This is a genomic window from Candidatus Thiopontia autotrophica (assembly GCF_982804495.1).
Map to the genome: position 1 here is coordinate 147558 of NZ_CEYDPX010000001.1, position 21603 is coordinate 169160.

A 21603-nucleotide genomic window follows, 5' to 3' on the forward strand; every position below is an offset into this window, starting at 1 on the left:
GCCGATTAAGGGAGGGCGGTGTCCATTCCATCTGAAAAAGCGTAATGGAATGGGGGTTTGGGGGAAGGGCTCAACAGGTGTTGTTGTAACATACTGAACCATAACCCTTCCCCCATAGAATAATTTGTAAGGGAGATCTGATTGGGTCACGAAGTGACTTAATCAGAGCTTTCTTAACGGCTCTCTCGGGAGAGCAACATACTGAGTTCTATCCAAACCGTTCCGTAGTTTGATAATCTCTGACGATGGAATCAATAGCTCTCTATCTCCTGGTTGGTGCTTTTGCAGGTCTCTTGGCCGGCCTCCTCGGAGTAGGCGGTGGCCTGGTTATTGTGCCGTTTCTGTTATGGATCTTTCAGCAGCAGCTGGGTTCATCTCCATGGTTGATGCATCTGGCCATCGGCACCTCATTGGCAACCATTGTCATCACCTCTATCTCCTCAGTCTCTGCCCACGACAGGAGAGGGGCAGTGCGCTGGGATCTGTTCTGGTTATTGGTTCCAGGGATAGTTCTGGGTGGATGGTTCGGAGCACAGTTTGCAAAACAGGTTAACAGTGACTCTCTGCGTATATTTTTTGCCCTGTTTGAGCTTCTGGTGGCGATTCAGATGGGGTTCAATCTTGGACCAAGAGTCCATGGAGAGATCCCCGGGAGAATATTGAATGGCCTGGCAGGAGTTGTAATTGGTGCGATTTCGGCGCTGGTGGGAATTGGTGGCGGAACCATGACTGTACCCTGGTTGGTATGGCATCGGGTGAAGATACATCAGGCCGTGGGAACCTCGGCAGCAGTTGGATTGCCTATTGCGGTGGCTGGCGGAGTCGGATTTATCTGGTCTGGGTTGGGGGTTGACGGGCTACCAATATGGAGCAGCGGCTTTATCTACTGGCCCGCATTTTTTGGGATTATCGTTATGAGTGCCTTTGCTGCTCCAGTTGGTGCAAGGTTGGCACATCGACTGCCGGCAGAGAGGCTAAAGCAGCTGTTTGCACTCTTTCTACTGTTTCTATCGATTAGAATGTTTGTGTCGTAGGTGGTTTAGGGTCCCTATCCGCCTGTCATATTCATGAAACGAACAGTCTGCCCCTTGCCCTCGTTGAACTCGTGGCGTTCCGGTTTTAGGGTCAGCGCCTCGTGGATTGCATCCTTGATCTCATCATCGCTGGCACCACCTCGTAGCAGTGGTCGTAACTCATACTTATCATCCTGTCCCAGACACATATAGAGAGTGCCATCGGTAGAGAGGCGCAGTCTGTTGCAGGTCTCGCAGAAATGTTGAGAGATCGGGGTGATGAAACCAAAGTGCATATCCGTATCTTTAATCCTGAAATAACGGGCTGGCCCCGCTCCCGGCATAACGCTTGGGACCAGATCAAAGCGCTGTTCCAGCTCCTCGCGGATCACCTCGAGATCAAGGTAGTGAGAGTCCTTGGCACGACATCCGGTATCACCAATAGGCATGGTCTCGATAAAACGGAGGGTAAAGTCATGTTTGAGACAGAACTCAACCATATCACCGAGCTCATCATCATTTACCCCTTTCATCGCAACCGCATTTATCTTGATGGGGGTAAAGCCAGCCGCCTTGGAGGCTAACAGACCAGCAATTACTTTGCTCAGTTTGCCCCCGCCGGTAATCTCCTGGAATTTTTTCGGGTTGAGGCTGTCAAGGCTGACATTGATACGGCTGATACCGGCATCTTTAAGCGGCTGGGCAAATTTCTCCATGCTTACACAGTTGGTACTCATGGAGAGATCATCAATTTCGCGTAGCGACGAAAGCCGTCTACTGAGCTCGACAATGCCCTTGCGAACCAGGGGTTCCCCACCAGTCATCCGTATCCGGCTGACTCCCAGCTCGCCAAATATCCTGACTACCCGTTCAATCTCGTCAAAGGTGAGCCAGTCAGCGGGTGCCTCATAGTCATCAAACCCCTGTGGCATACAGTAGACGCAACGCAGGTCACAGCGGTCGGTTACCGAGAGACGGAGGTAATCGACTCTTCTGCCAAATGGGTCTGTGAGTTCTGCTTTCATGGTTTAGTGGGCGGAGGTATCTGCTCCAGGTTTAAGCTGCCCATGTTGTGCGTCCATGGGGTTCTCTCCGCCATGAAGCTGCTCCATATTGTTATTATCTTTTGCCGCCTCAATCTTCTTTCTGATGGCAACCTTATAATCTCTGACCATTTTTGTGACTTTATCTCCAGGTTTCAGAGAAAGCGCCTGATTCAGCATCTCGTCTGCATACTCCAGGGCACCAGAGTGTTCATACATAAATGCCAGGGAGATAAAGAGCTTAGGATCCTCGGGAGCGAGGGTGATTGCATTCTGCAGGGTACGGATACCGTTGGAGTAATCCTGTTGTAGCAGGTAGACCCCCATTAGTTTGCGGTGTGCCTCCAGAGATTTTGGATCGTTTTCGATAACCCCGGTCAGGATATCTACAGCCTGCCCAAGCAGTTCGGCCCTTTTCAGAGAGTCCATATTCATCGGCAGAGCCTTGCTATAGAGCTGTTTTGCCTCGTCTAGTCCGGCATCGACCATGCTGTTGTCGGCAGAAGCTGCCTGGCTCTGTGAGAGTGCCAGGGTTAGTGCGATGGCAGTTGATGCCATAACTGAATAAACTTTTTTCACGATTCTCCTCCTTGTTGAGAAATTGTCTTTGGATAACTTTTTATGTGGATCGGGGAGTCTATACCTAACGTTGGGTAGAGGTAAAGTAAGATTCCAGTAGTTCTGCAATTTCACTCTCGCCCCCCATCTCGGCGTACTGTAGTGGAGTGATTCCAAGATCATCCTGCAGTGCGGGGTCGGCACCCCATCCCAACAGCAGTTTTACTGCATCTATCTGACCATTGGCGACCGCCTTCTGTAGTGGGGTAATGCCATATTCACTGCGTCGGTTGATATCGGCACCGGCATCCAGAAGTTTCTGAATCACATCCAGATGGCCGCTCTGTGCTGCCTTGTGGAGTGCAGTCTCCCCTGGTCTGGAGGTGATATCAACCTCGCTACCTGCGTTCAGTAACAGAGAGACTATCTCTCTGTACCCATGATATGCGGCCCGGTGTAGCGGGGTCTCTCCAGAGCGAGTCAGGGGGTAGAGGGGGGCTGCCGCCTGCAGCAGTTTTTTGACCTGTCTGATCTCGCCCTGATTGGCAGCATCGAGCAGGGTGGGGCTAGCCTGACTTAATAGAGGCATGAACAGCAGTATTAATCCTTGCGCCAGGATTAATGGCAGGGCAATTTTTTTCATTATTGTGATCACTTTAGCAAGGATTCATATCTTGTTTGCAGTTGGTAAGTGGTGAGAGAATAGCATAGTGAGAAGTCAGACAATTGCCTACCAGATAAAAGATAGCCTCTATCTCAGTATTACCGACCGTTGCACCCTGGTTTGTGACTTCTGTCCCAAGACCCAGGGGGTGATGAAGGTTCACGAGTTTGATCTTACAGTCGACCACCGTCCGGAGGTTGAGGAGGTGATAGGGGCGATTGGTGATCCATCACGCTACAGTCAGGTGGTATTCTGCGGTTTTGGGGAGCCGACACTGCGGCTCAGGCTTCTGCTTGAGGTTGCCGGGTGGATAAAGCAGCATGGTGGGCAGACCAGAATCAATACAGATGGGCTGGCCAGTCTGGTCCATAAACGCAATGTGATACCGGAGATGGTGGGGGTTATTGATGAGCTCTCGGTCTCAATGAATGGACAGAACAGAGAGGTCTATAATCGGCACTGCCAGCCCCAGCTGGGGGGCGCCTTTGAGGCAATGCTGGATTTTCTGCGGAGAGCAAGTGGGAAGATTCCATTGGTGACCGCAACTGCTATAGATGGATTGGAGGGGGTTGATATAGAGGCGTGTCAACAACTGGCACAGGAGTGTGGGGTTGGGTTTCGGGCACGGGCACTTGATGTTGTTGGATAGTGACGAGATTTGGGGTTAATCAGGTGGCTCTTTAGTACGGTTAGGATAACTTGTGAGGGACGGGACGGTTTTAATGTTTAAGTTTTTAAAAAACAGAGATGATAAAAAAAAACAGGGGCAGGGTGGCCGTGGGGTGAGTCGTACCCAGTTTCTGCGTGGTGATGTGAGTGGAAGAAAACGTCCCATCCGTCCACCCTGGGCACTGGATGAGTTTGAGTTTACCGAGATCTGTAGCCGCTGTGGAAAGTGTGTAGAGGCCTGCCCAGAGAAAATCCTGGTCGAGGGTGGGAGCAGATTCCCGATTGTGGAGTTCAAGCGGGGAGAGTGCACCTTCTGTGAGGAGTGTGTGACCTGTTGTGAGCCGAAGGCGCTACAGTTTGCCTCGGATGAGGATCATGGGGAGCCGTGGGGGCTGGAGGTTCGGGTTAGTCACACCTGTATTGCCCAGAAGGGGGTGGTCTGCCAGATCTGCGGGGATCAGTGTCTGCAGCGGGTTTTTCGTTTCCGTCCACGCATTGGGGGAAAGGTACAGATGGAGATGGATATGGAGAGATGCACTGGATGTGGTGCATGTATTGCCCCCTGCCCGGTTGATGCGTTAACGTTACACCACAGGCAACCTGTAACAGAAGAGAGCAGAGGAGAAAACCGTAATGGCACGTGATTCTATAGGCAAGGCAGCAGTTGAGGAGAAGGGGTGGATCCGTTCTCACAAGTGGCTGGTAATGAGACGAATCTCCCAGCTCTCCATTATTGCCCTGTTTCTGGTTGGGTCAGCAACAACTCTGAACGCCCTGGATGAGTGGGGAGAGCCGGTTCGTATAATCAAGGGTAACCTGGTCTCCAGTCTGGTGCTGGATACAGTCCCCCTGACAGATCCATTTGTCTACCTGCAGACGCTGTTTGCCGGCCACGCCTTTGAGACCACAGCACTGATCGGGGCGCTGATTGTGGTGCTCTTCTATCTGGCAGTTGGTGGTCGGGTCTACTGTTCATGGGTCTGCCCGATGAATATGGTTACCGATGCGGCAGCCTGGTTGAGACGTAAACTGGGACTTAAAAAGAGGTGTGAGCTCTCACCCAATATTCGCTTCTGGGTGCTCGGGATGGTTATGGTTATGTCACTGCTTAGCGGTACTCTGCTCTGGGAGCTGGTCAACCCTGTAACCCTGTTACAGCGCAGCATACTCTACGGGTTTGGTATTGGCTGGGTTGCTGTGGGCGGGATATTTCTCTATGACCTCCTCTGGAGTCGCAACGGCTGGTGTGGGCATATCTGTCCCATGGGCGCATTCTATAGTCTGCTTGGAAAGTTAAGTCTGGTACGGGTGAGAGCGGCAGATCGTGAGGCATGCAATGACTGTATGGACTGTTTCGCAGTGTGCCCCGAGCCCCAGGTGCTCCGTATACCGCTTAAAGGAGAGGATGGCACCTCTAATATAGTTAACTACTCGCAATGTACAAATTGTGGACGCTGTGTGGATGTCTGTGGCCCTGACGTTTTCCGTTTCGGTGGCCGTTTCGGCGACAACATGAGGTGATAAATTGACTAAAATCAATAAATGACCTGGTGATTTGTCCTGCATCAAATTAGTTGTTATTTTTTTCTATATAACACTTGAATACCCATCCCCGGTAGAGTTACCATCGCCGTTACTCGCGTTGAGAGGAGGAGTCGCTTCGAAGAGTAATACCAAGACCCTCCCCCCGGAACGAGTATATAGATATCTATGTTCAACAATAAAATGGGAGGAAACATTATATGTTCCTAAGAGTACTAACCGGTGCCCTGCTCCTGCTTGGTGTGACTACAGTGAATGCTGCAGTCAGTGAGATTCCGAATGTTATGTCGGATGAGACCAAAGAGTGTGTAGCGTGCCATAAGAAGAATAACCCAGGTCTGGTTCAGATGTGGGGTGCAAGTAAGCACTACGGTGCCAACGTAGGTTGTTACGAGTGTCACGCGGCAGATTCTAGTGACGTTGATGCATTCATCCATGACGAGAAGAAGGTTAAGAAACATATCTCTATTATCGTTTCTCCAGCCGACTGTGCTAACTGTCATGAGAATGAGGCACGAGAGATGGCTAAATCTCACCATGCGACAGCAGGTGATATTATGGGGTCACTCGATAACCTTCTCGCAGAGGTGGTTGAAGGTGATAGCGGTATGATCACTGAAGGCTTCCCTGGTGGTGTCTCTGCAGCGGCAGTAAATGGTTGCTGGCAGTGTCATGGTTCTCAGGTCAAGGTTCTTGAAGATGGTTCACTGGATGCGGCCACATGGCCTAACACCGGTATTGGCCGAATCAACCCTGATGGCTCCAAGGGTACCTGTGCGGCGTGTCACTCACGTCACCAGTTCTCTGCAGCGCAGGCGCGTCAGCCTGAGAACTGCGGTAAGTGTCATATGGGTCCAGACCATCCTCAGATGGAAATCTTCAACGAGTCCAAGCATGGTATCGCCTATCGTGCTAACCGCGAGAAGATGAACATGGACGGCTCCAAGTGGGTTGTGGGTGAGGACTACTATGTAGCACCGACCTGTGCCACTTGTCATATGAGTGCGACTCGTAAAGAGCCTATTACTCACGATGTGGGCGACCGTATCAGCTGGACCAACCGTCCTCCTGTATCCAAGCGTATGAAGAACTGGGAAGATCGTCGCGACAAGATGTATACCGTATGTCTATCCTGTCATGAAGAGGGTTGGGTTGATAACTTCTATATTCAGTATGAAGGGTTGATCAATCTCTATAACCGCAAGTATGGCATACCTGGTAAGCGTCTGATGAAGGCGGCCAAGCCTCTGATGAAAGGACCTAAGTTCTCTCATAAGCTTGACTTCGTATGGTTCGAGCTGTGGCACCATGAGGGACGTCGTGCCCGTATGGCTGCTTCCATGCAGGGTCCAGATATCACTCACTGGGAAGGTACTTACGATCTTGGTAAGAACTTCTACACCGAGATGGTACCTGAGCTGAGGGAGCTGATCGAGCAGGGTGAGCACGGTGATGCTGCAGACCAGAAGGCTGCACACCACCTGAAGGCTGAGCTAGATGCTGTTCTGAATTCAACAGAGCACAAGTGGTTCCTTGGCAAGATGAGCCCAGAAGATGCCGCTAAGCGTAAAGCACGCCAGGCTGCATTCAAGGCGCAACGTGCTAAGAGACTAGAGCACTAAGCAGTACGCTTAAGTCTCGTTCTTAGAACGGAAAAAACCTCCACCCTTTACGGGGTGGAGGTTTTTTTTATCTGTAATCGTTATGGCTTGACTGTACGGGAATCCGTCTAAGGAAGCTTGGGCTAGCTTGAGAACCCCTCTTTTATGCCCCAGACAATCAGCTCGTTACGGGTGTTGAGGCCAAGTTTTTTGAGGATATGCTTTGCATGTACCTTGGCGGTCCAGACCGAGATACCGAGGCGATCTCCTACATCCTGATTTGAGAGGCCATCGGCGATTAGTGTAAGCACCTCTCTCTCGCGACGAGTAAGGTTGATGTCGAGCCTGTTGTTTTTGTCAGGTTTTGCCTGGGCCAGTATCTTCGATACCTCGGGGCTGACTATGGTTACTCCGTTCATCACCTGGATAAGGTGCTCTACAATCATCTCCGGATCTGTGTTTTTCAGCAGATAGCCATCTGCATTGTTGCGGAAGGCCTGAATGATGTTTTGCGGGTTGTCGGATACCGTGAGGATGACAACCATTATCTCCGGCCACTGTTTTTTGATCTTTTTCAGTGTGGTGAGTCCGTCCATATTGCTCATGTTGAGATCCAGCAGTACCATGTCTGGCTGACGCTCCTTGATAAGCTTTATTCCTTCGGCACCACCATCAGCCTCACCTGCCAGTTCGATTCCATCATGTAGCTCCAGGAGTTGGATAATCCCTTTGCGTATAAGGGGGTGGTCATCTATAAGTAACAGGGAGATTTTGTCTGATTCGCTCATGGTCTTCTCTTTGGTTGGTTCTCTTTTTATAGTATTGGTTCTGAGTATGTCACATCTTGTTGACAGGTTACAGTTTGCTCTGTTGTGGCAGGGATGGGGTGAAGCTTAGTCGAACCTCGGTGCCGCCATGAGGGTGAGCCTGGATGGTAAGGCTGCCATTGATGTTGAGGGCACGCTCCTCCATGTTGTTTAGCCCAAAGTGGTTGGTTCTGTGTGGGTTTTCCGTGATTCCAACTCCGTCATCACGGACTGTAAGCATGATCTCACCGCTCTCTTTGTCCTCTTTCAGTAGAATGGATCCATGTTTTGCACCAGCATGTTTGATGATGTTTGCAACGGCCTCCTGAATAATCTGGATTAGACATGTCTCCTCGTTATGGGAGAAAGAGAATTCTGGAATCTGGTTGTTAAACTCCAGCTCTGTTGTGCTCCGTCCCCTCTGTTTTTCAATAATTTTATCAACCGAGGCCTCAATTCCCTCCTGGTTGGTTTTGATTCTGAAGGTGGATATCAGTTCCCGCAGTTGTCTGTCCATCAGGCCGTTGGTATCACGCAGCTCATTAATTATGGGGCTGAGATGGTCATGAGACGCGCCCTGTTTGATCAGTGCATTTATACGGCCGATCTGGATATTAAGGTAGAAGATGGATTGGGCGAGGGAGTCATGGAGCTCCTGTGCAATGGTGTTGCGCTCCTCCATAAGGGTGATCCGGTTGGATTCATCGATTAGTGACTGGGTCTTCTCCGTAATCTTCTCCTCCAGCTCGGTATAGGTGGCGGAGAGGTCAGAGTTCATCATATTGAAGGCCTTGGCGAGCTCACCCAGCTCGTCGTTACGTATGTATTTTGACTGTCTGGAGAAGTCACGTCTGCGCACCTGTTCAGATATCTGCAGTAGATCCTTGAGGGGGACAAGAATTCTGTAGTAGAGCAGGATGGGGGCAGCCAGAATGGTGAGTAGCAGTAATGGCAGTGATATAAATTCTATGTTGCGCAACAGCTGAATTCTATCCTCGGTCTGCTCCTCTATCAGGCTTACCATGTTATTGATATCAAAAACAAACTCATCAATTTTGGAGAGATAGGTCTGCTGGTATGAGTCATGTATTTTCGCTTTGGTTGGCTCGATGGTGACCTGCTTCGGTTTTATGTCAAGCAGTGCCGCATAGCTCAGCAGTAGTGGTTTGATATCCTCATCCCACTGCCACCGCACCGATCTGTATAGGGCGTGCAGTGGGGTCTCATATCCGCCCCCTTTTGGAAGAGGTCGCGGCTGTGGGATCGATTGCTGTAGGGATGGGCTGTTAAGTTTTGAGTCAAAACGACGGATCAGGCCACGTATTTTGGTCGAGGTGGGGTTGTCCTTGCGCTGATCCCGCATCATCTGGGTTGCAATCTTGTAGGAGAGCATGCGCAGGGCGCCGGAGGTGTTGATGGTGGTTGCCGCACCCTGGATGGTCTGGGTAATAAATGCTGAGCTGCCGATTCCGATTACCGCCAGTAGACTGATTAGGCCAATGATTATCCCTGTCTGCTTAAGGAGTGAGAAGCGGGGTTTTGAGTGCATGGATGAGACTGTACCGAGTAACAGTGGAGATGTGAAGGGGAGAAAGTTATCACTCAAGCTAGCTATTGATAATTTAATCAATTGTTTGCTATAGTCACAGGGCTGACTAAGGTTCAGCCAATAAAAATTAGCTTTTAATCAAAGGAGATAGTCATGAAAAAACTAATTGTCGGGTTCGTCGCTATGGCGTTTGCTGCCTCTAGTGCATTTGCATTTATGAGTGGAGACGATAACCAGTCTGGTGCTGGTACAGGTTCTGCTGATGGTGCAATGGATGGCAAGGCACGTGGTGCGGGCAAGGGTTCTGGTGATGCCGAGGGTAACTTCAGCATGTCCATTAACGCATCTGGCAAGGGCGCTTCCAGCATGGAGGCCGATGCTGATGCTGCCGAGAATGCGCGTCTTCACGGTAGTGGTGATGCCAGGGGTGACAGTACTCCTGCGTACCCACCACGCTAGATCCCGGTTAGCTGAAAACAGGGCCCCGGCTTCATGTTGTGAGGTTGGGGTTTTTTTATGCAAGGAGCCCTGCTTTTATCTCTTCTGTTGGTTGCGCCATCTCTCTTTGGTGAGACCCCCGGGCGTGACACCTACATCTTCTCTGTGCCATTCAGCTCAAATCTACAGAGTGATGGCGGGTTGGCAGGTGATAGCCGTATCCCGATGATCCTTATGTTTTCGGCTGATGACTGTCCATACTGTGTGGTAATGGAGTCTGACCACCTGGTTCCGTTACTTAGAAACAGTGAATATGACGGCCTGGTACTGATCCGAAAGATTCATCTTGGTGACACCGAGAAAATAGTGGGTTTTTCAGGAGAGAAGATGACCTCGGCAGGCGTGGGCAGTAGTTATGGGGTATGGCTGACCCCGACCCTGCTGTTTCTTGACCGTAAGGGGGTGGAGATTCAGCAGCGGATAATAGGGCTTGGGGTGCGTGATTTTGTAAATGGAGAGATTGATGAGTCTATCATGGCTGCCATTGAGGTATTGAGCGAGTGACTTATTCAAGTAATCTGTAGACAATTATGGTGATTTTGTTTAAAGTCTGACGTTCATGTTGCACGGTCTGGTTATGAATGGCAGCAGAATAATAAGGTTGATATTTTTTATAAAAAGGAGGAGAAATCCATGAAAAGAAGATTGTTTATGAAGGGAACCCTGGCAGGCAGTGCAGTTGCTGCTGCTCTGGGTGCAGGGCTTCTGACACCTCGCACAGTATTGGCAGCATGGCCAAAGGCTGCAATGGAGTCAAGCGATGCTGGTGATACAGGAACACCCAGCAATACTGTAAAGATCAAGGCCCCTGAGGTTGCCGAGAATGGTGCCGTGGTGCCGGTCGAGGTTAATGCTACTGGAGTTGACGGTATTATCGAGAGTATCAGTATTGTTGCGGCAGCCAATGGCCGCCCGATTGCTGGCGTCTATCACCTGGGAGAGGGGGCAGTTCCATTTGTCTCTACCAGAATCAAGATGGGTAAGACTGGTGATGTTTATGGTGTTGTCAAGACTGCATCAGGAACAATCAGCAATAAGACCCAGGTCAAGGTAACTGCTGGTGGATGCGGTTAGTAATTCACCCCTAGAACATATATAACGAGGATAAGAAAATGGCAAAGAAAGCAGTAAAGCTGAGAGCTAAATCAAAGAAGGGTGTAATTGATGTCAAATGTCTATTGACCCACCCCATGGAGACTGGACTTAGAAAGGACAAGAAGACAGGAAATGTTATTCCTGAACACTTTATCCAGACCGTGGTTGCAGAGAAGAATGGCGTTGCATTCATGAACGCCGATATCAACACTACAGTCTCAAAAAACCCATACCTTCGTATCAAGGTTGCAGGTGAGAAGGGTGACAAGATCACCGTAACCTGGACCGATAACAAGGGCGCTACCGGTACAGGTACCAAGGCCTCAAAGTAAGGGATCAGACCTCTCCTCTCTCTCCTTTTTGGGTGGAGAAATGTGGGAAGATAGCACCGATACCGCTCTTCGACGGTATCGGTGTTTTTTTATGGGTTTTGCATTATTGTAATTTAGATAATGCTAGAATACCGGCAACTATTGTTGTGAACAGAGGAGGGTGTGGCAGGTAGTGGATAAGAGACCAGGGGTTACAGCCACAACGGTGATGGTTTTCGCGGGTGCGGGAATGGCACTGTTTATGGCGAGCATGGGGTGGAACATGCACCGAATGACGAGTGCTGTTTTGCAGATGGGGAGCGATGTAAACAGTATGTCAACTGATATGCGAGAGATGCGTGTCCGCATGGCTACCATGGCAAAGAGTATGGAGCAGGGGCAGGCGGTGATGTCTGCTGATTTTGCTCTGGTACGTCAGGGTATGCAGTCGATGACCGGAAATATCGGCAACATGAGCAAGGATATGCATCAGCTCAACGTTAACATCAACTCCATGTCCGGCAAGATTGAGGGGATGTCCGAGAATATCGCTCTGATGTCGAACAGTATTGTAGATATGAGTGGGGATATTGGTTATATGCAGGGTTCGATGGCAACAATGGACCAGAACATGGGACGTATGGCCTACGACATCAATAAGTTCACCAAGCCTGAAAAACTGATGATGCCGTTTATGCGGTAAGCTGACGCTGAACAAAAAAACCGGCATACACATTGAGTGGATGCCGGCCATGTCGCTGTAAAACCCTCTCTGGTTAAGGGAGAACTATCGTAAACCAGGAGTCATAAAGGGTTATAGCTACGATCTGCTACGCAATAGCCTGGCGTGTCCGGGGCAGAATAGATCCCGGACCAGCAAGATTATTCTGGATGTCTCGTTATGGGTAAGGGAGTAGTAGCTGTGTTGTTGACTGCGCCTTACCTGCACAAGATTGGCACCTTTCAGGGCATCAAGATGTTGCGAGATGTTTGATTGAGAGCTGCCAACCTCGGCAAGTATCTCGTTCACATTCATCTCGTTATCAATCAACAGACAGAGAATTTTCATTCTGATTGGGTGTGCCATCGCTGCCATCACCCTGGATACGGTCTTTGCTGAGGTGCGATCCTCAAGCAGTTCACCTGCTGTTACCTCCATAACTCCTCCTACATGAAATTATTGAGTGGCAATGATGTCACAACTGTAGTGCGGTTTATATTCCTAGATATGGGTATTTTCTGTGCCCGTTCCTGCCTGTTTTCTGGATCCTCCACCCCGCTTGCGCGGGGGTGACGGTGTAAGCAAGATATTTTGGTCATAATTGGAGCGTTATCTTGTTTGACAATGGGTTACACGCTGTGTAGAGTTCTTCGACCCACTTGGAGGAGTGTCCCTCGAGATGGACTTCGAGGAGGGAGAGGAGGAGTTAGTAACGCCGGACATCAGGATGATGTCTGGCGTTTTTTTATCGATCTTCTAATCAGATACCATTAATTGGAATATAATGCGTCACTGATATTTAATGCAAGCTTGATTGGCCTATAGTATAGTAAAAAGGTCAAGTATTTATTTGGGCAGTTTTCCAGGAGCAGTTAGATGGCTTACAGTGATAAGGTGATGGACCATTACGAAAACCCAAGAAATGTTGGGGTGATGAATAAGGATGCAGATGATGTCGGTACCGGTATGGTGGGTGCACCGGCCTGTGGCGATGTGATGAAGTTGCAGATTCAGGTAAACCAGGATGGTGTGATAGAGGATGCAAAATTCAAGACTTATGGCTGTGGTTCTGCAATTGCCTCCAGTTCACTGGTGACTGAGTGGGTCAAGGGCAAGACTCTGGATGAGGCCCAGCAGATCAAGAATTCAGATATTGCCGAGGAGTTGGCGCTGCCGCCGGTAAAGGTGCACTGTTCTGTGCTGGCTGAGGATGCAATCAAGGCTGCAGTTGAGGATTATCAGTCCAAGCAGGATAAGGGGTAACTTCCTGGAGGTTCATGGCAGTTGGCGTCCTCTTCTTTTGGGGGCCCATTGACTTATTGATTGTATTATCTGTTGGTATGGCATTTTATCTATAGCACCAAACATTTCGGTTGCCATCTCTATCAGTGTTGCTATATCTGTAGTTTCATCCTCCCTGGATGTGCACTGTTGCAGACCATTTAGCCCTCCGCACTGAATTCTTAACTCCATATTGCTGGTAATCTGTTTTGGTATTCTGGTTACTCCAAGGGCGAAGTGGCTCTGGTGGTGGAGCTGAGAAGATAGTTGTGCGCAGAGTTGTTGGGTTGAGGGCTGGGTGCACTGTACTCCGTGGCGCTCTGAAATATGGAATGTTTCACTGAATTTACAGCGGGAATGTCCATTCAAAATGGCCTTGGCAAAAGGGCATGGGAAAGATTTTGTCATCAATATGGGTGCTATAGTTGAGTAAAAAAGTTGGTTAAACGGAGTGTAGCAGAGGTTGGTTGATGTGTCAGGTTGCTTATTGTAACTAGATGATATTTAACAGCTAAAATAAAAACAGCAGTTTTTTTTGGCGCTGTTTTTCAGCTCTAATATCAGCCTATCATAAAATTATCTTTAACCAATAAGTGAAGCTTATATCAAAAGAAGATTTACCTGCTTGAACGGTGTAGCGGAAACAGTAGAGTTGCACGGTCGAAAATTCAAATGGAAAGGATAACGATGTCAAATCTAGTCAGACCACATGGTGGCGGTGAGTTGAAATCACTATTGCTTGAGGGCACAGCCCTTGAGGATGAGAAGGCGCGTGCAGAGACACTTCCAAAAATCACTATTACCTCGCGTGAGGCTGGTGATATCTATATGATGGGTATCGGTGGATTTACTCCACTGGATGGTTTTATGAACCATGCCGATTGGAAGGGTGTTTGTGATTCATACACTATGGAGAGCGGCCTGTTCTGGCCTATTCCGGTAACTCTATCTACTGATAGTGCCACAGCAGATACTACCCATGAGGGTTCTGATGTTGCGCTGGTTGATGGTGAGAGTGGAGATGTTGTTGCAACCATGACAGTTACCGAGAAGTACGGTATCGATAAAGAGCATGAGTGCATGTCGGTTTACAAGACTACTGATCTGGAGCATCCAGGTGTACAGATGGTGATGGATCAGGGTGAGGTTAATCTTGCCGGTCCAATCAAGGTGCTCTCTCTGGGCGGTTTCCCCGAGACTTATGGTGATCAGTTCATGACACCTGAGCAGACCCGTGCCCTGTTCGAGTCAAAGGGGTGGAATACCATTGCTGCATTCCAGACCCGTAACCCGATGCACCGTTCCCATGAGTATCTTGCAAAGATTGCAGTAGAGACTCTGGATGGTGTGCTGGTTCACTCTACACTCGGTAAGCTGAAGAAGGGTGATATTCCTGCAGAGGTTCGCTCTGAGGCGATTCAGACTCTTATTGATAACTATTTTGTTCCAAACAGTGTGGTTCAGGCAGGCTATCCACTGGATATGCGTTTTGCCGGTCCTCGTGAGGCGCTGCTACATGCTGTTTTCCGTCAGAACTATGGCTGTTCTCATCTGATTGTTGGTCGTGATCACGCTGGTGTCGGTGATTATTATGGCCCATTTGATGCGCAGTCCATCTTTGACGAGATTCCAGAGAATGCTCTGGAGACCAAGCCACTGAAGATCGACTGGACCTTCTGGTGTAATGCCTGTGACGGCATGGCATCAATGAAGACCTGTCCTCATGGCAAGGATGATCGTATTCTGTTGTCTGGCACCAAGGTGCGCAAGATGTTGTCCGAAGGTGAGGCTCTACCTGCTACCTTCAGCCGTCCAGAGGTTGCCAAGGTGCTTCAGGACTACTACGCAACTCTTAGTGATGATGAGAATGTGAAGATTGAGATGAAGGGGCACTCTGCCCAGTAAGTTGTTTTTGATGGTTGTTAATGTTTATTTTTGTTGTTGAATTTTAAAAGGAAAATACTATGTTAAGTAATACCCCTATCCAGTCACTAGTGGATGCAGGCATCACATATGCGTCAATGCAGACGTATGTAATGGTGATGGTTGCGCTCGTTATTGTTATGACTGTGCTGGACATGATGCATAAGAAGAGTGCTCAATACTTCTTCGAGAAAGCTGCAAAAGAGAAGCAGAATGCCACAAAAACTGCTCCTGCAGCCTCTATTCTGGTCAAGACCATTGTTACCGATGTAGCACTCTCTGGAGAGTTCTGTAACCAGACTCGCAGACTTGTACATCTGCTGACTATGTATGGTTTTATCTCATTCAATGTAGCTACTGCAATGATGATTTTTGGTGATAATGCTGCCGATTCAACATTGAATCTGTTCTGGCACCTGGGCGCTATCAGTCTGTTTGTAGGTAGCTGGTGGTTCTGGTTTGTATTCAAGGTAGATGTTGCTGCCGAGGGTAATACATGGACAAATATCGAGATTAGAAGAGATATGTTCAGCCTCTCACTGATGGCTACATCAACTACAGCTCTGGTCTGGTCTTTAACTGGTGGCGGCACCGGAGTCTGGTTTATCCTGGTGATCCTCTCTACAGCTTCACTATTCGGTGGGGTTTACTGGTCCAAGTTCTCTCATATGTTCTTCAAGCCTGCTGCAGCTTATAACAAGCGTACAGTTCATGCTGATGGTTCTAATGAGAATCTGCCCGAGATACCTGATCTGGCATCTGCTGAACTACACGCAAGATTCCCTGATATCCCTGAGTATATGGGTAAGAACCCTGGCTATATGGGGCTTGGCATCAAGAATGAAGAGCCAAAGCATTACTGATTTATAAGATTAATCTAGACAAAAAGGAAAGATTATGCCTACTTTTGTATATATGACTCGTTGTGATGGTTGCGGTCACTGTGTTGATATCTGCCCATCCGACATTATGCACATCGATGATAAATATCGTCGTGCCTATAACATTGAGCCCAACATGTGTTGGGAGTGCTACTCATGCGTGAAGGCCTGTCCTCACCATGCAATCGATGTCCGTGGTTATGCCGACTTTGCCCCTCTGGGTCACTCGGTACGTGTGGACCGTGATGAGGAGAAGGGCGTTATCGCCTGGCGCATTAAATCACGTAGTGGAGAGATGGATCTGAATCTGTTGGCACCAATTACGACCAAGCCATGGCGTGAGACAATTCCTCAGCTGGCTGATGTTCCTGCACCAAGTCAGGAGCAGCGTGATGACAACCAGCGCCTATATAATGAACCAAAATATATTCGTCTCGATGAAGGTAGTTTACACACCCTCGAGTCCAATGGTCTGGAAATGAAAGAAGGGGTGTACTACTAATGGCTTATAAAACTATCGTAGAAGATAATATCGATGTCCTGGTTGCTGGTGCAGGTCTCGGTGGAACTGGTGCAGCATGGGAGGCACGCTTCTGGGGCCAGGACAAGAAGATTGTTGTTGCCGAGAAGGCAAACATTAACCGTTCTGGTGCAGTTGCACAGGGTCTCTATGCAATTAACTGCTATATGGGAACCCGTTTCGGTGAGAATAATCCGGAAGATCATGTTCGTTATGCCCGTATCGACCTGATGGGCATGGTTCGTGAGGACCTTGCCTTTGATATGGCACGTCATGTTGACTCTGCAGTACATCAGTTTGAGGAGTGGGGCATGCCAATCATGCGTGACCCGAAGACTGGCGCCTATCTGCGTGAAGGACGCTGGCAGATCATGATTCATGGTGAGTCCTACAAGCCACTTGTGGCTGAGGCTGCCAAGAAGTCTGCCGACAAGGTGTTCAACCGTATCTGTGTTACCCATCTGCTGATGGATGAGAGTAAAGAGAATCGTGTTGCTGGTGCTGTTGGTTTCAACGTACGTACTGGTAACTATCACGTATTCAAGTCCAAGACTGTAGTCGTTGGTGCTGGTGGTGCATCCAATATCTTTAAGCCACGTTCTGTTGGTGAGGGTGCTGGTCGTGTATGGTACGCACCTTGGTCTTCTGGTTCTGCTTATGGTCTGATGATTCAGGCTGGTGCCAAGATGACTCAGATGGAAAACCGTATCGTACTTGCTCGATTCAAGGATGGTTATGGTCCTGTTGGTGCATACTTCCTGCATCTTAAGACTTACACTCAGAACTGTAATGGTGAAGAGTATGAGTCCAAGTGGTTCCCTGATCTGCAGAAGATGGTAGGCAAGGAGTATCTGGATCCAGAAGCGTCACACGCAACTCATCGTCCTATTCCAACCTGTCTGCGTAACCATGCACTGATCAATGAGATCAATGCAGGACGTGGCCCAATTCACATGGTAACCATGCACTCATTCCAGGATCCGCATCTTGAGGAGATCGGTTGGCACAACTTCCTCGGCATGACTGTTGGTCAGGCTGTACTTTGGGCTGCGACTGACGTCAATCCAAAGTATGAGAATCCTGAGCTGACAACCTCCGAGCCATACGTTATGGGTTCACATGCTACCGGTTGTGGTGCATGGTGTTCTGGTCCTGAGGATGTATCTCCTGATGAGTACTTCTGGGGCTACAACCGTATGACCACAGTTGAAGGTCTGTTTGGTGCTGGTGATGCTGTTGGTGGTACTCCACATGCATTCTCTTCTGGCTCATTCACAGAGGGTCGTCTGGCTGCCAAGGCTGCCTGTAAGTACATCGATGATGGCAAGGCTGATGGAATCGTAGTTTCCGAGAAGCAGATCAGTGACCGCAAGGAAGATATCTATAAGCCAATGGAGCACTATAAGGTTTATCGTAACGATATCGTTGCTGGTTCAGTTAACCCTAACTACATCAACCCACGCCAGGGTCTTGATCGTCTGCAGAAGATGATGGATGAGTACGCTGGTGGTGCATCTGTTAACTACATGACCAATGATAAGCTGTTGAACATTGGTCTGAAGAAGATGAAGATCCTGGAAGAGGATCTTGAGAAGATTGCTGCAGAGGATATCCACGAGTTGCTACGTGCCTGGGAGCTGAAGCATCGTATGCTTGCCTCTGAGTCTGTTATGCAGCACACCCTGTTCCGTAAGGAGACACGCTGGCCTGGTTACTACTACCGTGGTGATGCCATGAAGGTAGATGACAAGAACTGGCATGTTCTGACAGTATCTCGTCGTGATCCGAAGACTGGTGCATATACTATGGAGAAAGCTCCACTGTATCACCTGGTTGGAGATATCGAGGATAAGGCTCTTGCAGATATAAAGTCTGGAGAGAGCTAGTCTGATCCTTGTTGGATCGGTTCAATAAAGGATCAACATTCGAATGTGTAAATGTTCGTCTGTTGATCTTTTTTATTGGACCTGTTCGAGGATAGTTTGATTATAAAGTGGGAAATTCAGGATTTTTGAATGAATATTATCGACAATAGTGACGAGGAGATTCTGGAAGCTGGCCTTCCCATGTGGCATGACTTGATTAAGTATTCCAATGAAGGTGAGTACGGCATGTTTACCCGCCACTTCTCTTATGAGCTCTTGCAGGGTCTCAATGAGATAGAGGTTGGAAAGCAGTTTGCCAAGAGTCAACTGGCAAGAAACCTCTCAGAGGAGTCAGACTACCTGGGGATGATCCGTCGTGGCGAACATGTCACTGTTCTGTTCCGGGTGCGAAGCACCGAGAAGGATGGAGAGTGGCTCGGTAGAATGGTGCTGGGTTACGAAAAGGATGATGTAAAAATCTTTAGCGCCTCCATTTTCTAGTGGTGTAGAACGTTATGAGTGAGACTGTTCAGGAAAATAAGCTGGTTGAACTGACCTACCAGGTTTTGGATCAGAAGAGCGGTGCAGAATTGACTGCTGTGGAATTTCCCGTCGGTTATGTTCATGGACGCAACGAGATTCTCTCTGGCCCCATTATGGAGGCATTGGAGGGGCGCTCTAGTGGTGAGGTCATTGAGGTGCCAATTGAAGGTGACTTGCTCTATGGTGAACGTGATGAGTCCCTGGTGATTACCGATCATCTGGAGAATGTGCCGGAAGATTACCGTGAGGTTGGCACCACCATTATCATGGAGAATGATAAAGGGGAGACAAAAAACTTTCTGGTGACCCGGGTTGATGAGAAGAGTGTGACCATTGATGGCAATAATCCACTTTGTGGCCGGGATCTTCTCTTTAAGCTCGAGATTCTCACTGTGCGTGATGCGACAGAGGAGGAGATCGAACTGGGTGGCCCGATTGAGCCTGAGCCAGAAATTGAGAATATGGTAGAATTGACCGAGTAACAGAACGGTACCTTAAGGTGTTATAAGTTGTGCCAGTTTAATGATAGAGGATTTTTTTTATAACAATTCAAGATGGTTTGAAGCTGCAATCCCTTGTGGTGGCCATCCTGTGTTTTTTAGACAAGAGGTGATTTATGAGCGAAGAAAAAACAAAACCAACTGTCCCTACGGGGCATAGCCGTTTCCTGACAACCCGCCAGAAAGAGCCAACCGAGCAGGGCTTTGTTGGTTATGAGACCATCTGGGAGTCATTCCAGACAGAGGTCCCATACGAGACTCCAAAAACTCCGTAACACCGTTTACAGAGTACAAATAAAAGAGCCCAGCTCAGTGAGCTGGGCTTTTTTTGTCTTGAGATCTGATTGGGTCACGAAGTGACTTAGTTAATCGGGTTGAAGGGTATATAGTTTTCGTTTAGGGACAACTCCGCGAACCCCGCCCTTGGGATTTTCTACATCACCTTTATAGCGTGGAATAACGTGGATATGAAGGTGAGGGACTGATTGGCCAGCAGACTCGCCTACATTGATGCCGATATTGTAGCCATCTGGATTGTACTTTTCGTCAACTATTTTTTTCCCCTGAGCTACGAGTGACCATAGATCTTCACGCTCCTCATCACCTATCTCAAAGTAATCTGGAAAGTGGCGGTAGGGTATAACCAGAAAATGGCCATCATTGACGGGGTGGCGATCCAGTGCTGCAAAACCGTATTTTCCTTCGATCAAGATACGTCGGTTGGGGCTGGCATTGCAAAAACGGCACTCTTCATCACTCATCTTGGTTGTTGTAGTCATTTTGTTATTTTCAGGCCTATATTAGAGGGGCGTAATTCTCTTTGAATCAGACAAGATTTGCAATCTCCGCAGGCTCCTTTGTGGGCTCCTTACTCCACTACTGTGTTACGTAGCTGCTCGGCAGCCTGCTCGGGACTAATGGTGTTTACAAAGAGTCCTGACCCCAACTCAAATCCGGTAGGGATACTGGTGCGGGGAACGATCTCAAGATGCCAGTGGAAGCTTGCGTGACAGCTCTCACAATCTTCATTGTGAGGAATGGAGTGGAGGAAGTAGTTGTACTGTACCCCGCCCAGAACTGCATCCAGTCGCTGCATGGTCCGTTTTACAATTTTTGCAAAGTCTGCCAGCTCTTCTGCGGAGGTGTTCAGGTAATCGCTTTGATGAACCAGTGGCAGAATATGGACTTCCCACTCGAAGCGGCTGGCAAATGGCTTGATGGCAATAAAGTGGTCTGATCTGTCGACTACATACTGCCCTACATTTATTTTTCTGCGAACCTCGCCTGAGTGACGGTCATATATTGTGGTCTCGAAGGTAAGGGCCTCATCAATCAGGGTGCAGAATATGCATTGATGATATTTTTGGTAGTGAGCGGCACTGTTTATCACCTCATCATGGACATTCTGTGGCACCACCGGCATTGCAATAATCTGGCTGTGGGTGTGGCGAATACTGGCGCCGGCAGCTGGGCCGTAGTTTTTGAAAACCAGCACAAAACGGATTCGATTGCTCTCATAGAGCTCACGCATTCGATCCTGATAGGCGGTAAAGAGCATGGTTAGATGCTCTTCACTCATATCGTTGACTACTGCCCCATGGTTGTTGTGGTCAATCATCACCTCATGGTGACCGTACCCCTCGATGGCAGATTGGAGGCCAAAATTAAGGTTTGCCTGAGTCTCATCACTGGCCTTTCCGAGTACTGGAAACAGATTTTCCACGACACGAATCTCCCATTCATCCTCATTGGGGTATGTGGCTATTGCAGGAGGAGTTCTCTCCTCATTTCCACTGCAGAATGGACAGCTCTCTACATGGCTGCGGGTATCTCGCGGGGCCTGTTCCTCCTCTGTTACAGGACGCATACTGCGGGCGGTTGCCACCAGTACGGATTCACTAGGGACAATCGGGTTTATGCGGATTTCACGAATCTGTCCTTTGTCATCTGGGTTGGTGCTCATAAGAGTTGTATTCCGTTGTATTAGAGGAGGCTTAATTATGGACTGATTCGTCATTTA

At 48.8% G+C, this 21603-nt stretch carries 27 protein-coding genes; 18 read left to right on the top strand and 9 right to left on the bottom strand.

All coding sequences use genetic code 11. The features are described from left to right. Window positions 1–245: 245 nt before the first annotated feature. The gene (locus AC3ZFK_RS00855) at window positions 246–1034 is read left to right on the top strand and encodes a sulfite exporter TauE/SafE family protein (RefSeq protein WP_487505884.1); all 789 of its coding nucleotides are present in this window, start codon (window positions 246–248) and stop codon (window positions 1032–1034) included. A gap of 14 nt (window positions 1035–1048) precedes the next feature. On the opposite strand, the gene moaA is transcribed toward AC3ZFK_RS00855, so the two are convergent. The 3 genes from moaA to AC3ZFK_RS00870 form a co-directional block, all read right to left on the bottom strand. After that, window positions 1049–2038 (bottom strand): GTP 3',8-cyclase MoaA, encoded by a 990-nt coding sequence (moaA, locus tag AC3ZFK_RS00860; RefSeq protein ID WP_487505885.1) that lies wholly within the window; start codon window positions 2036–2038, stop codon window positions 1049–1051. Window positions 2039–2041: 3 nt separating this feature from the next. Then, window positions 2042–2635: a tetratricopeptide repeat protein gene (locus AC3ZFK_RS00865; RefSeq protein ID WP_487505886.1), complete on the bottom strand. Its 594-nt coding sequence runs from the start codon at window positions 2633–2635 to the stop codon at window positions 2042–2044. Between the two features lie 64 nt (window positions 2636–2699). Beyond that, on the bottom strand, window positions 2700–3257 hold the full coding sequence (locus tag AC3ZFK_RS00870; protein WP_487505887.1) for an ankyrin repeat domain-containing protein: 558 nt from the start codon (window positions 3255–3257) through the stop codon (window positions 2700–2702). Window positions 3258–3324: 67 nt separating this feature from the next. Between AC3ZFK_RS00870 and AC3ZFK_RS00875 the strand changes: the two genes are divergently transcribed. The 4 genes from AC3ZFK_RS00875 to AC3ZFK_RS00890 all read left to right on the top strand — a co-directional run bounded on the left by AC3ZFK_RS00875 (window position 3325) and on the right by AC3ZFK_RS00890 (window position 7111). Next, on the top strand, window positions 3325–3927 hold the full coding sequence (locus AC3ZFK_RS00875; RefSeq protein WP_487505888.1) for a TatD family nuclease-associated radical SAM protein: 603 nt from the start codon (window positions 3325–3327) through the stop codon (window positions 3925–3927). Window positions 3928–4000: 73 nt separating this feature from the next. Beyond that, window positions 4001–4591, top strand: a complete 591-nt coding sequence (napF, locus tag AC3ZFK_RS00880; RefSeq protein WP_487505889.1) for a ferredoxin-type protein NapF — start codon at window positions 4001–4003, stop codon at window positions 4589–4591. Then, window positions 4581–5468, top strand: coding sequence for a quinol dehydrogenase ferredoxin subunit NapH (napH, locus tag AC3ZFK_RS00885; RefSeq protein WP_487505890.1), 888 nt, complete (start codon window positions 4581–4583; stop codon window positions 5466–5468). The genes napF and napH overlap by 11 nt, the downstream gene beginning before the upstream one ends. A gap of 221 nt (window positions 5469–5689) precedes the next feature. Further along, window positions 5690–7111 (top strand): multiheme c-type cytochrome, encoded by a 1422-nt coding sequence (locus AC3ZFK_RS00890; protein WP_487505891.1) that lies wholly within the window; start codon window positions 5690–5692, stop codon window positions 7109–7111. A gap of 122 nt (window positions 7112–7233) precedes the next feature. On the opposite strand, the gene AC3ZFK_RS00895 is transcribed toward AC3ZFK_RS00890, so the two are convergent. Continuing rightward, complete coding sequence (locus AC3ZFK_RS00895) at window positions 7234–7878, bottom strand: response regulator (RefSeq protein ID WP_487505892.1); 645 nt, start codon at window positions 7876–7878, stop codon at window positions 7234–7236. A gap of 67 nt (window positions 7879–7945) precedes the next feature. Next, on the bottom strand, window positions 7946–9502 hold the full coding sequence (locus AC3ZFK_RS00900; RefSeq protein WP_487505893.1) for an ATP-binding protein: 1557 nt from the start codon (window positions 9500–9502) through the stop codon (window positions 7946–7948). 96 nt (window positions 9503–9598) lie between these two features. On the opposite strand from AC3ZFK_RS00900, the gene AC3ZFK_RS00905 reads away from it, so the two are divergent. From AC3ZFK_RS00905 to AC3ZFK_RS00925, 5 genes are all read left to right on the top strand, one after another. Beyond that, window positions 9599–9904 (top strand): hypothetical protein, encoded by a 306-nt coding sequence (locus tag AC3ZFK_RS00905; RefSeq protein ID WP_487505894.1) that lies wholly within the window; start codon window positions 9599–9601, stop codon window positions 9902–9904. Window positions 9905–9961: 57 nt separating this feature from the next. Beyond that, window positions 9962–10447: a thioredoxin family protein gene (locus AC3ZFK_RS00910; RefSeq protein ID WP_487505895.1), complete on the top strand. Its 486-nt coding sequence runs from the start codon at window positions 9962–9964 to the stop codon at window positions 10445–10447. A 129-nt stretch (window positions 10448–10576) separates the two neighbouring features. After that, window positions 10577–11017 (top strand): thiosulfate oxidation carrier protein SoxY, encoded by a 441-nt coding sequence (locus tag AC3ZFK_RS00915; protein ID WP_487505896.1) that lies wholly within the window; start codon window positions 10577–10579, stop codon window positions 11015–11017. 38 nt (window positions 11018–11055) lie between these two features. Next, window positions 11056–11370 (top strand): thiosulfate oxidation carrier complex protein SoxZ, encoded by a 315-nt coding sequence (gene soxZ / locus AC3ZFK_RS00920; RefSeq protein ID WP_487505897.1) that lies wholly within the window; start codon window positions 11056–11058, stop codon window positions 11368–11370. Window positions 11371–11542: 172 nt separating this feature from the next. Beyond that, a complete protein-coding gene (locus AC3ZFK_RS00925) occupies window positions 11543–12052 on the top strand; it encodes a hypothetical protein (RefSeq protein ID WP_487505898.1) in 510 nt (169 codons plus the stop codon). Between the two features lie 117 nt (window positions 12053–12169). Here AC3ZFK_RS00925 and AC3ZFK_RS00930 read toward each other — a convergent pair whose 3' ends face one another. Next, window positions 12170–12508 (bottom strand): ArsR/SmtB family transcription factor, encoded by a 339-nt coding sequence (locus AC3ZFK_RS00930; protein WP_487505899.1) that lies wholly within the window; start codon window positions 12506–12508, stop codon window positions 12170–12172. Window positions 12509–12946: 438 nt separating this feature from the next. Here AC3ZFK_RS00930 and iscU point away from each other — a divergent pair, with 438 nt between their 5' ends. After that, a complete protein-coding gene (gene iscU / locus AC3ZFK_RS00935; protein ID WP_487505900.1) occupies window positions 12947–13333 on the top strand; it encodes a Fe-S cluster assembly scaffold IscU in 387 nt (128 codons plus the stop codon). A 12-nt stretch (window positions 13334–13345) separates the two neighbouring features. Here the strand turns inward: iscU and AC3ZFK_RS00940 are convergent, their stop codons facing one another. Beyond that, complete coding sequence (locus AC3ZFK_RS00940) at window positions 13346–13759, bottom strand: hypothetical protein (RefSeq protein ID WP_487505901.1); 414 nt, start codon at window positions 13757–13759, stop codon at window positions 13346–13348. Between the two features lie 279 nt (window positions 13760–14038). Here AC3ZFK_RS00940 and sat point away from each other — a divergent pair, with 279 nt between their 5' ends. From sat to AC3ZFK_RS00975, 7 genes are all read left to right on the top strand, one after another. Next, complete coding sequence (gene sat, locus AC3ZFK_RS00945; protein ID WP_487505902.1) at window positions 14039–15256, top strand: sulfate adenylyltransferase; 1218 nt, start codon at window positions 14039–14041, stop codon at window positions 15254–15256. 59 nt (window positions 15257–15315) lie between these two features. Continuing rightward, on the top strand, window positions 15316–16137 hold the full coding sequence (locus tag AC3ZFK_RS00950; protein WP_487505903.1) for an adenylylsulfate reductase: 822 nt from the start codon (window positions 15316–15318) through the stop codon (window positions 16135–16137). Window positions 16138–16171: 34 nt separating this feature from the next. Continuing rightward, on the top strand, window positions 16172–16657 hold the full coding sequence (gene aprB / locus AC3ZFK_RS00955) for an adenylyl-sulfate reductase subunit beta (protein WP_487505904.1): 486 nt from the start codon (window positions 16172–16174) through the stop codon (window positions 16655–16657). Then, entirely contained in the window at window positions 16657–18561 is a 1905-nt protein-coding gene (gene aprA / locus AC3ZFK_RS00960; protein ID WP_487505905.1) for an adenylyl-sulfate reductase subunit alpha, read from the top strand. The genes aprB and aprA overlap by 1 nt, the downstream gene beginning before the upstream one ends. Window positions 18562–18690: 129 nt before the next feature. After that, window positions 18691–19041, top strand: coding sequence for a hypothetical protein (locus tag AC3ZFK_RS00965; RefSeq protein ID WP_487505906.1), 351 nt, complete (start codon window positions 18691–18693; stop codon window positions 19039–19041). A gap of 14 nt (window positions 19042–19055) precedes the next feature. Then, a complete protein-coding gene (locus tag AC3ZFK_RS00970; protein WP_487505907.1) occupies window positions 19056–19565 on the top strand; it encodes an FKBP-type peptidyl-prolyl cis-trans isomerase in 510 nt (169 codons plus the stop codon). Window positions 19566–19699: 134 nt separating this feature from the next. Beyond that, the gene (locus AC3ZFK_RS00975) at window positions 19700–19858 is read left to right on the top strand and encodes a hypothetical protein (RefSeq protein WP_487505908.1); all 159 of its coding nucleotides are present in this window, start codon (window positions 19700–19702) and stop codon (window positions 19856–19858) included. 90 nt (window positions 19859–19948) lie between these two features. Here the strand turns inward: AC3ZFK_RS00975 and AC3ZFK_RS00980 are convergent, their stop codons facing one another. Together AC3ZFK_RS00980 and AC3ZFK_RS00985 are read right to left on the bottom strand one after the other, a co-directional pair. Beyond that, window positions 19949–20362, bottom strand: a complete 414-nt coding sequence (locus AC3ZFK_RS00980) for an HIT family protein (RefSeq protein WP_487505909.1) — start codon at window positions 20360–20362, stop codon at window positions 19949–19951. Between the two features lie 89 nt (window positions 20363–20451). Next, on the bottom strand, window positions 20452–21546 hold the full coding sequence (locus tag AC3ZFK_RS00985) for a galactose-1-phosphate uridylyltransferase (RefSeq protein WP_487505910.1): 1095 nt from the start codon (window positions 21544–21546) through the stop codon (window positions 20452–20454). Between the last annotated feature and the right edge of the window lie 57 nt (window positions 21547–21603).

What these genes read in the sequence shown, in the direction of transcription:
- AC3ZFK_RS00855 (WP_487505884.1), top strand. Translation starts at nt 246, where the DNA reads ATGGAATCAATAGCTCTCTATCTCCTGGTTGGTGCTTTTGCAGGTCTC.
- moaA (WP_487505885.1), bottom strand. Translation starts at nt 2,038, where the DNA reads ATGAAAGCAGAACTCACAGACCCATTTGGCAGAAGAGTCGATTACCTC.
- AC3ZFK_RS00870 (WP_487505887.1), bottom strand. Translation starts at nt 3,257, where the DNA reads ATGAAAAAAATTGCCCTGCCATTAATCCTGGCGCAAGGATTAATACTG.
- napF (WP_487505889.1), top strand. Translation starts at nt 4,001, where the DNA reads ATGTTTAAGTTTTTAAAAAACAGAGATGATAAAAAAAAACAGGGGCAG.
- napH (WP_487505890.1), top strand. Translation starts at nt 4,581, where the DNA reads ATGGCACGTGATTCTATAGGCAAGGCAGCAGTTGAGGAGAAGGGGTGG.
- AC3ZFK_RS00890 (WP_487505891.1), top strand. Translation starts at nt 5,690, where the DNA reads ATGTTCCTAAGAGTACTAACCGGTGCCCTGCTCCTGCTTGGTGTGACT.
- AC3ZFK_RS00895 (WP_487505892.1), bottom strand. Translation starts at nt 7,878, where the DNA reads ATGAGCGAATCAGACAAAATCTCCCTGTTACTTATAGATGACCACCCC.
- AC3ZFK_RS00905 (WP_487505894.1), top strand. Translation starts at nt 9,599, where the DNA reads ATGAAAAAACTAATTGTCGGGTTCGTCGCTATGGCGTTTGCTGCCTCT.
- AC3ZFK_RS00910 (WP_487505895.1), top strand. Translation starts at nt 9,962, where the DNA reads ATGCAAGGAGCCCTGCTTTTATCTCTTCTGTTGGTTGCGCCATCTCTC.
- AC3ZFK_RS00915 (WP_487505896.1), top strand. Translation starts at nt 10,577, where the DNA reads ATGAAAAGAAGATTGTTTATGAAGGGAACCCTGGCAGGCAGTGCAGTT.
- soxZ (WP_487505897.1), top strand. Translation starts at nt 11,056, where the DNA reads ATGGCAAAGAAAGCAGTAAAGCTGAGAGCTAAATCAAAGAAGGGTGTA.
- AC3ZFK_RS00930 (WP_487505899.1), bottom strand. Translation starts at nt 12,508, where the DNA reads ATGGAGGTAACAGCAGGTGAACTGCTTGAGGATCGCACCTCAGCAAAG.
- iscU (WP_487505900.1), top strand. Translation starts at nt 12,947, where the DNA reads ATGGCTTACAGTGATAAGGTGATGGACCATTACGAAAACCCAAGAAAT.
- AC3ZFK_RS00940 (WP_487505901.1), bottom strand. Translation starts at nt 13,759, where the DNA reads ATGACAAAATCTTTCCCATGCCCTTTTGCCAAGGCCATTTTGAATGGA.
- sat (WP_487505902.1), top strand. Translation starts at nt 14,039, where the DNA reads ATGTCAAATCTAGTCAGACCACATGGTGGCGGTGAGTTGAAATCACTA.
- AC3ZFK_RS00950 (WP_487505903.1), top strand. Translation starts at nt 15,316, where the DNA reads ATGTTAAGTAATACCCCTATCCAGTCACTAGTGGATGCAGGCATCACA.
- aprB (WP_487505904.1), top strand. Translation starts at nt 16,172, where the DNA reads ATGCCTACTTTTGTATATATGACTCGTTGTGATGGTTGCGGTCACTGT.
- aprA (WP_487505905.1), top strand. Translation starts at nt 16,657, where the DNA reads ATGGCTTATAAAACTATCGTAGAAGATAATATCGATGTCCTGGTTGCT.
- AC3ZFK_RS00965 (WP_487505906.1), top strand. Translation starts at nt 18,691, where the DNA reads ATGAATATTATCGACAATAGTGACGAGGAGATTCTGGAAGCTGGCCTT.
- AC3ZFK_RS00970 (WP_487505907.1), top strand. Translation starts at nt 19,056, where the DNA reads ATGAGTGAGACTGTTCAGGAAAATAAGCTGGTTGAACTGACCTACCAG.
- AC3ZFK_RS00975 (WP_487505908.1), top strand. Translation starts at nt 19,700, where the DNA reads ATGAGCGAAGAAAAAACAAAACCAACTGTCCCTACGGGGCATAGCCGT.
- AC3ZFK_RS00980 (WP_487505909.1), bottom strand. Translation starts at nt 20,362, where the DNA reads ATGACTACAACAACCAAGATGAGTGATGAAGAGTGCCGTTTTTGCAAT.
- AC3ZFK_RS00985 (WP_487505910.1), bottom strand. Translation starts at nt 21,546, where the DNA reads ATGAGCACCAACCCAGATGACAAAGGACAGATTCGTGAAATCCGCATA.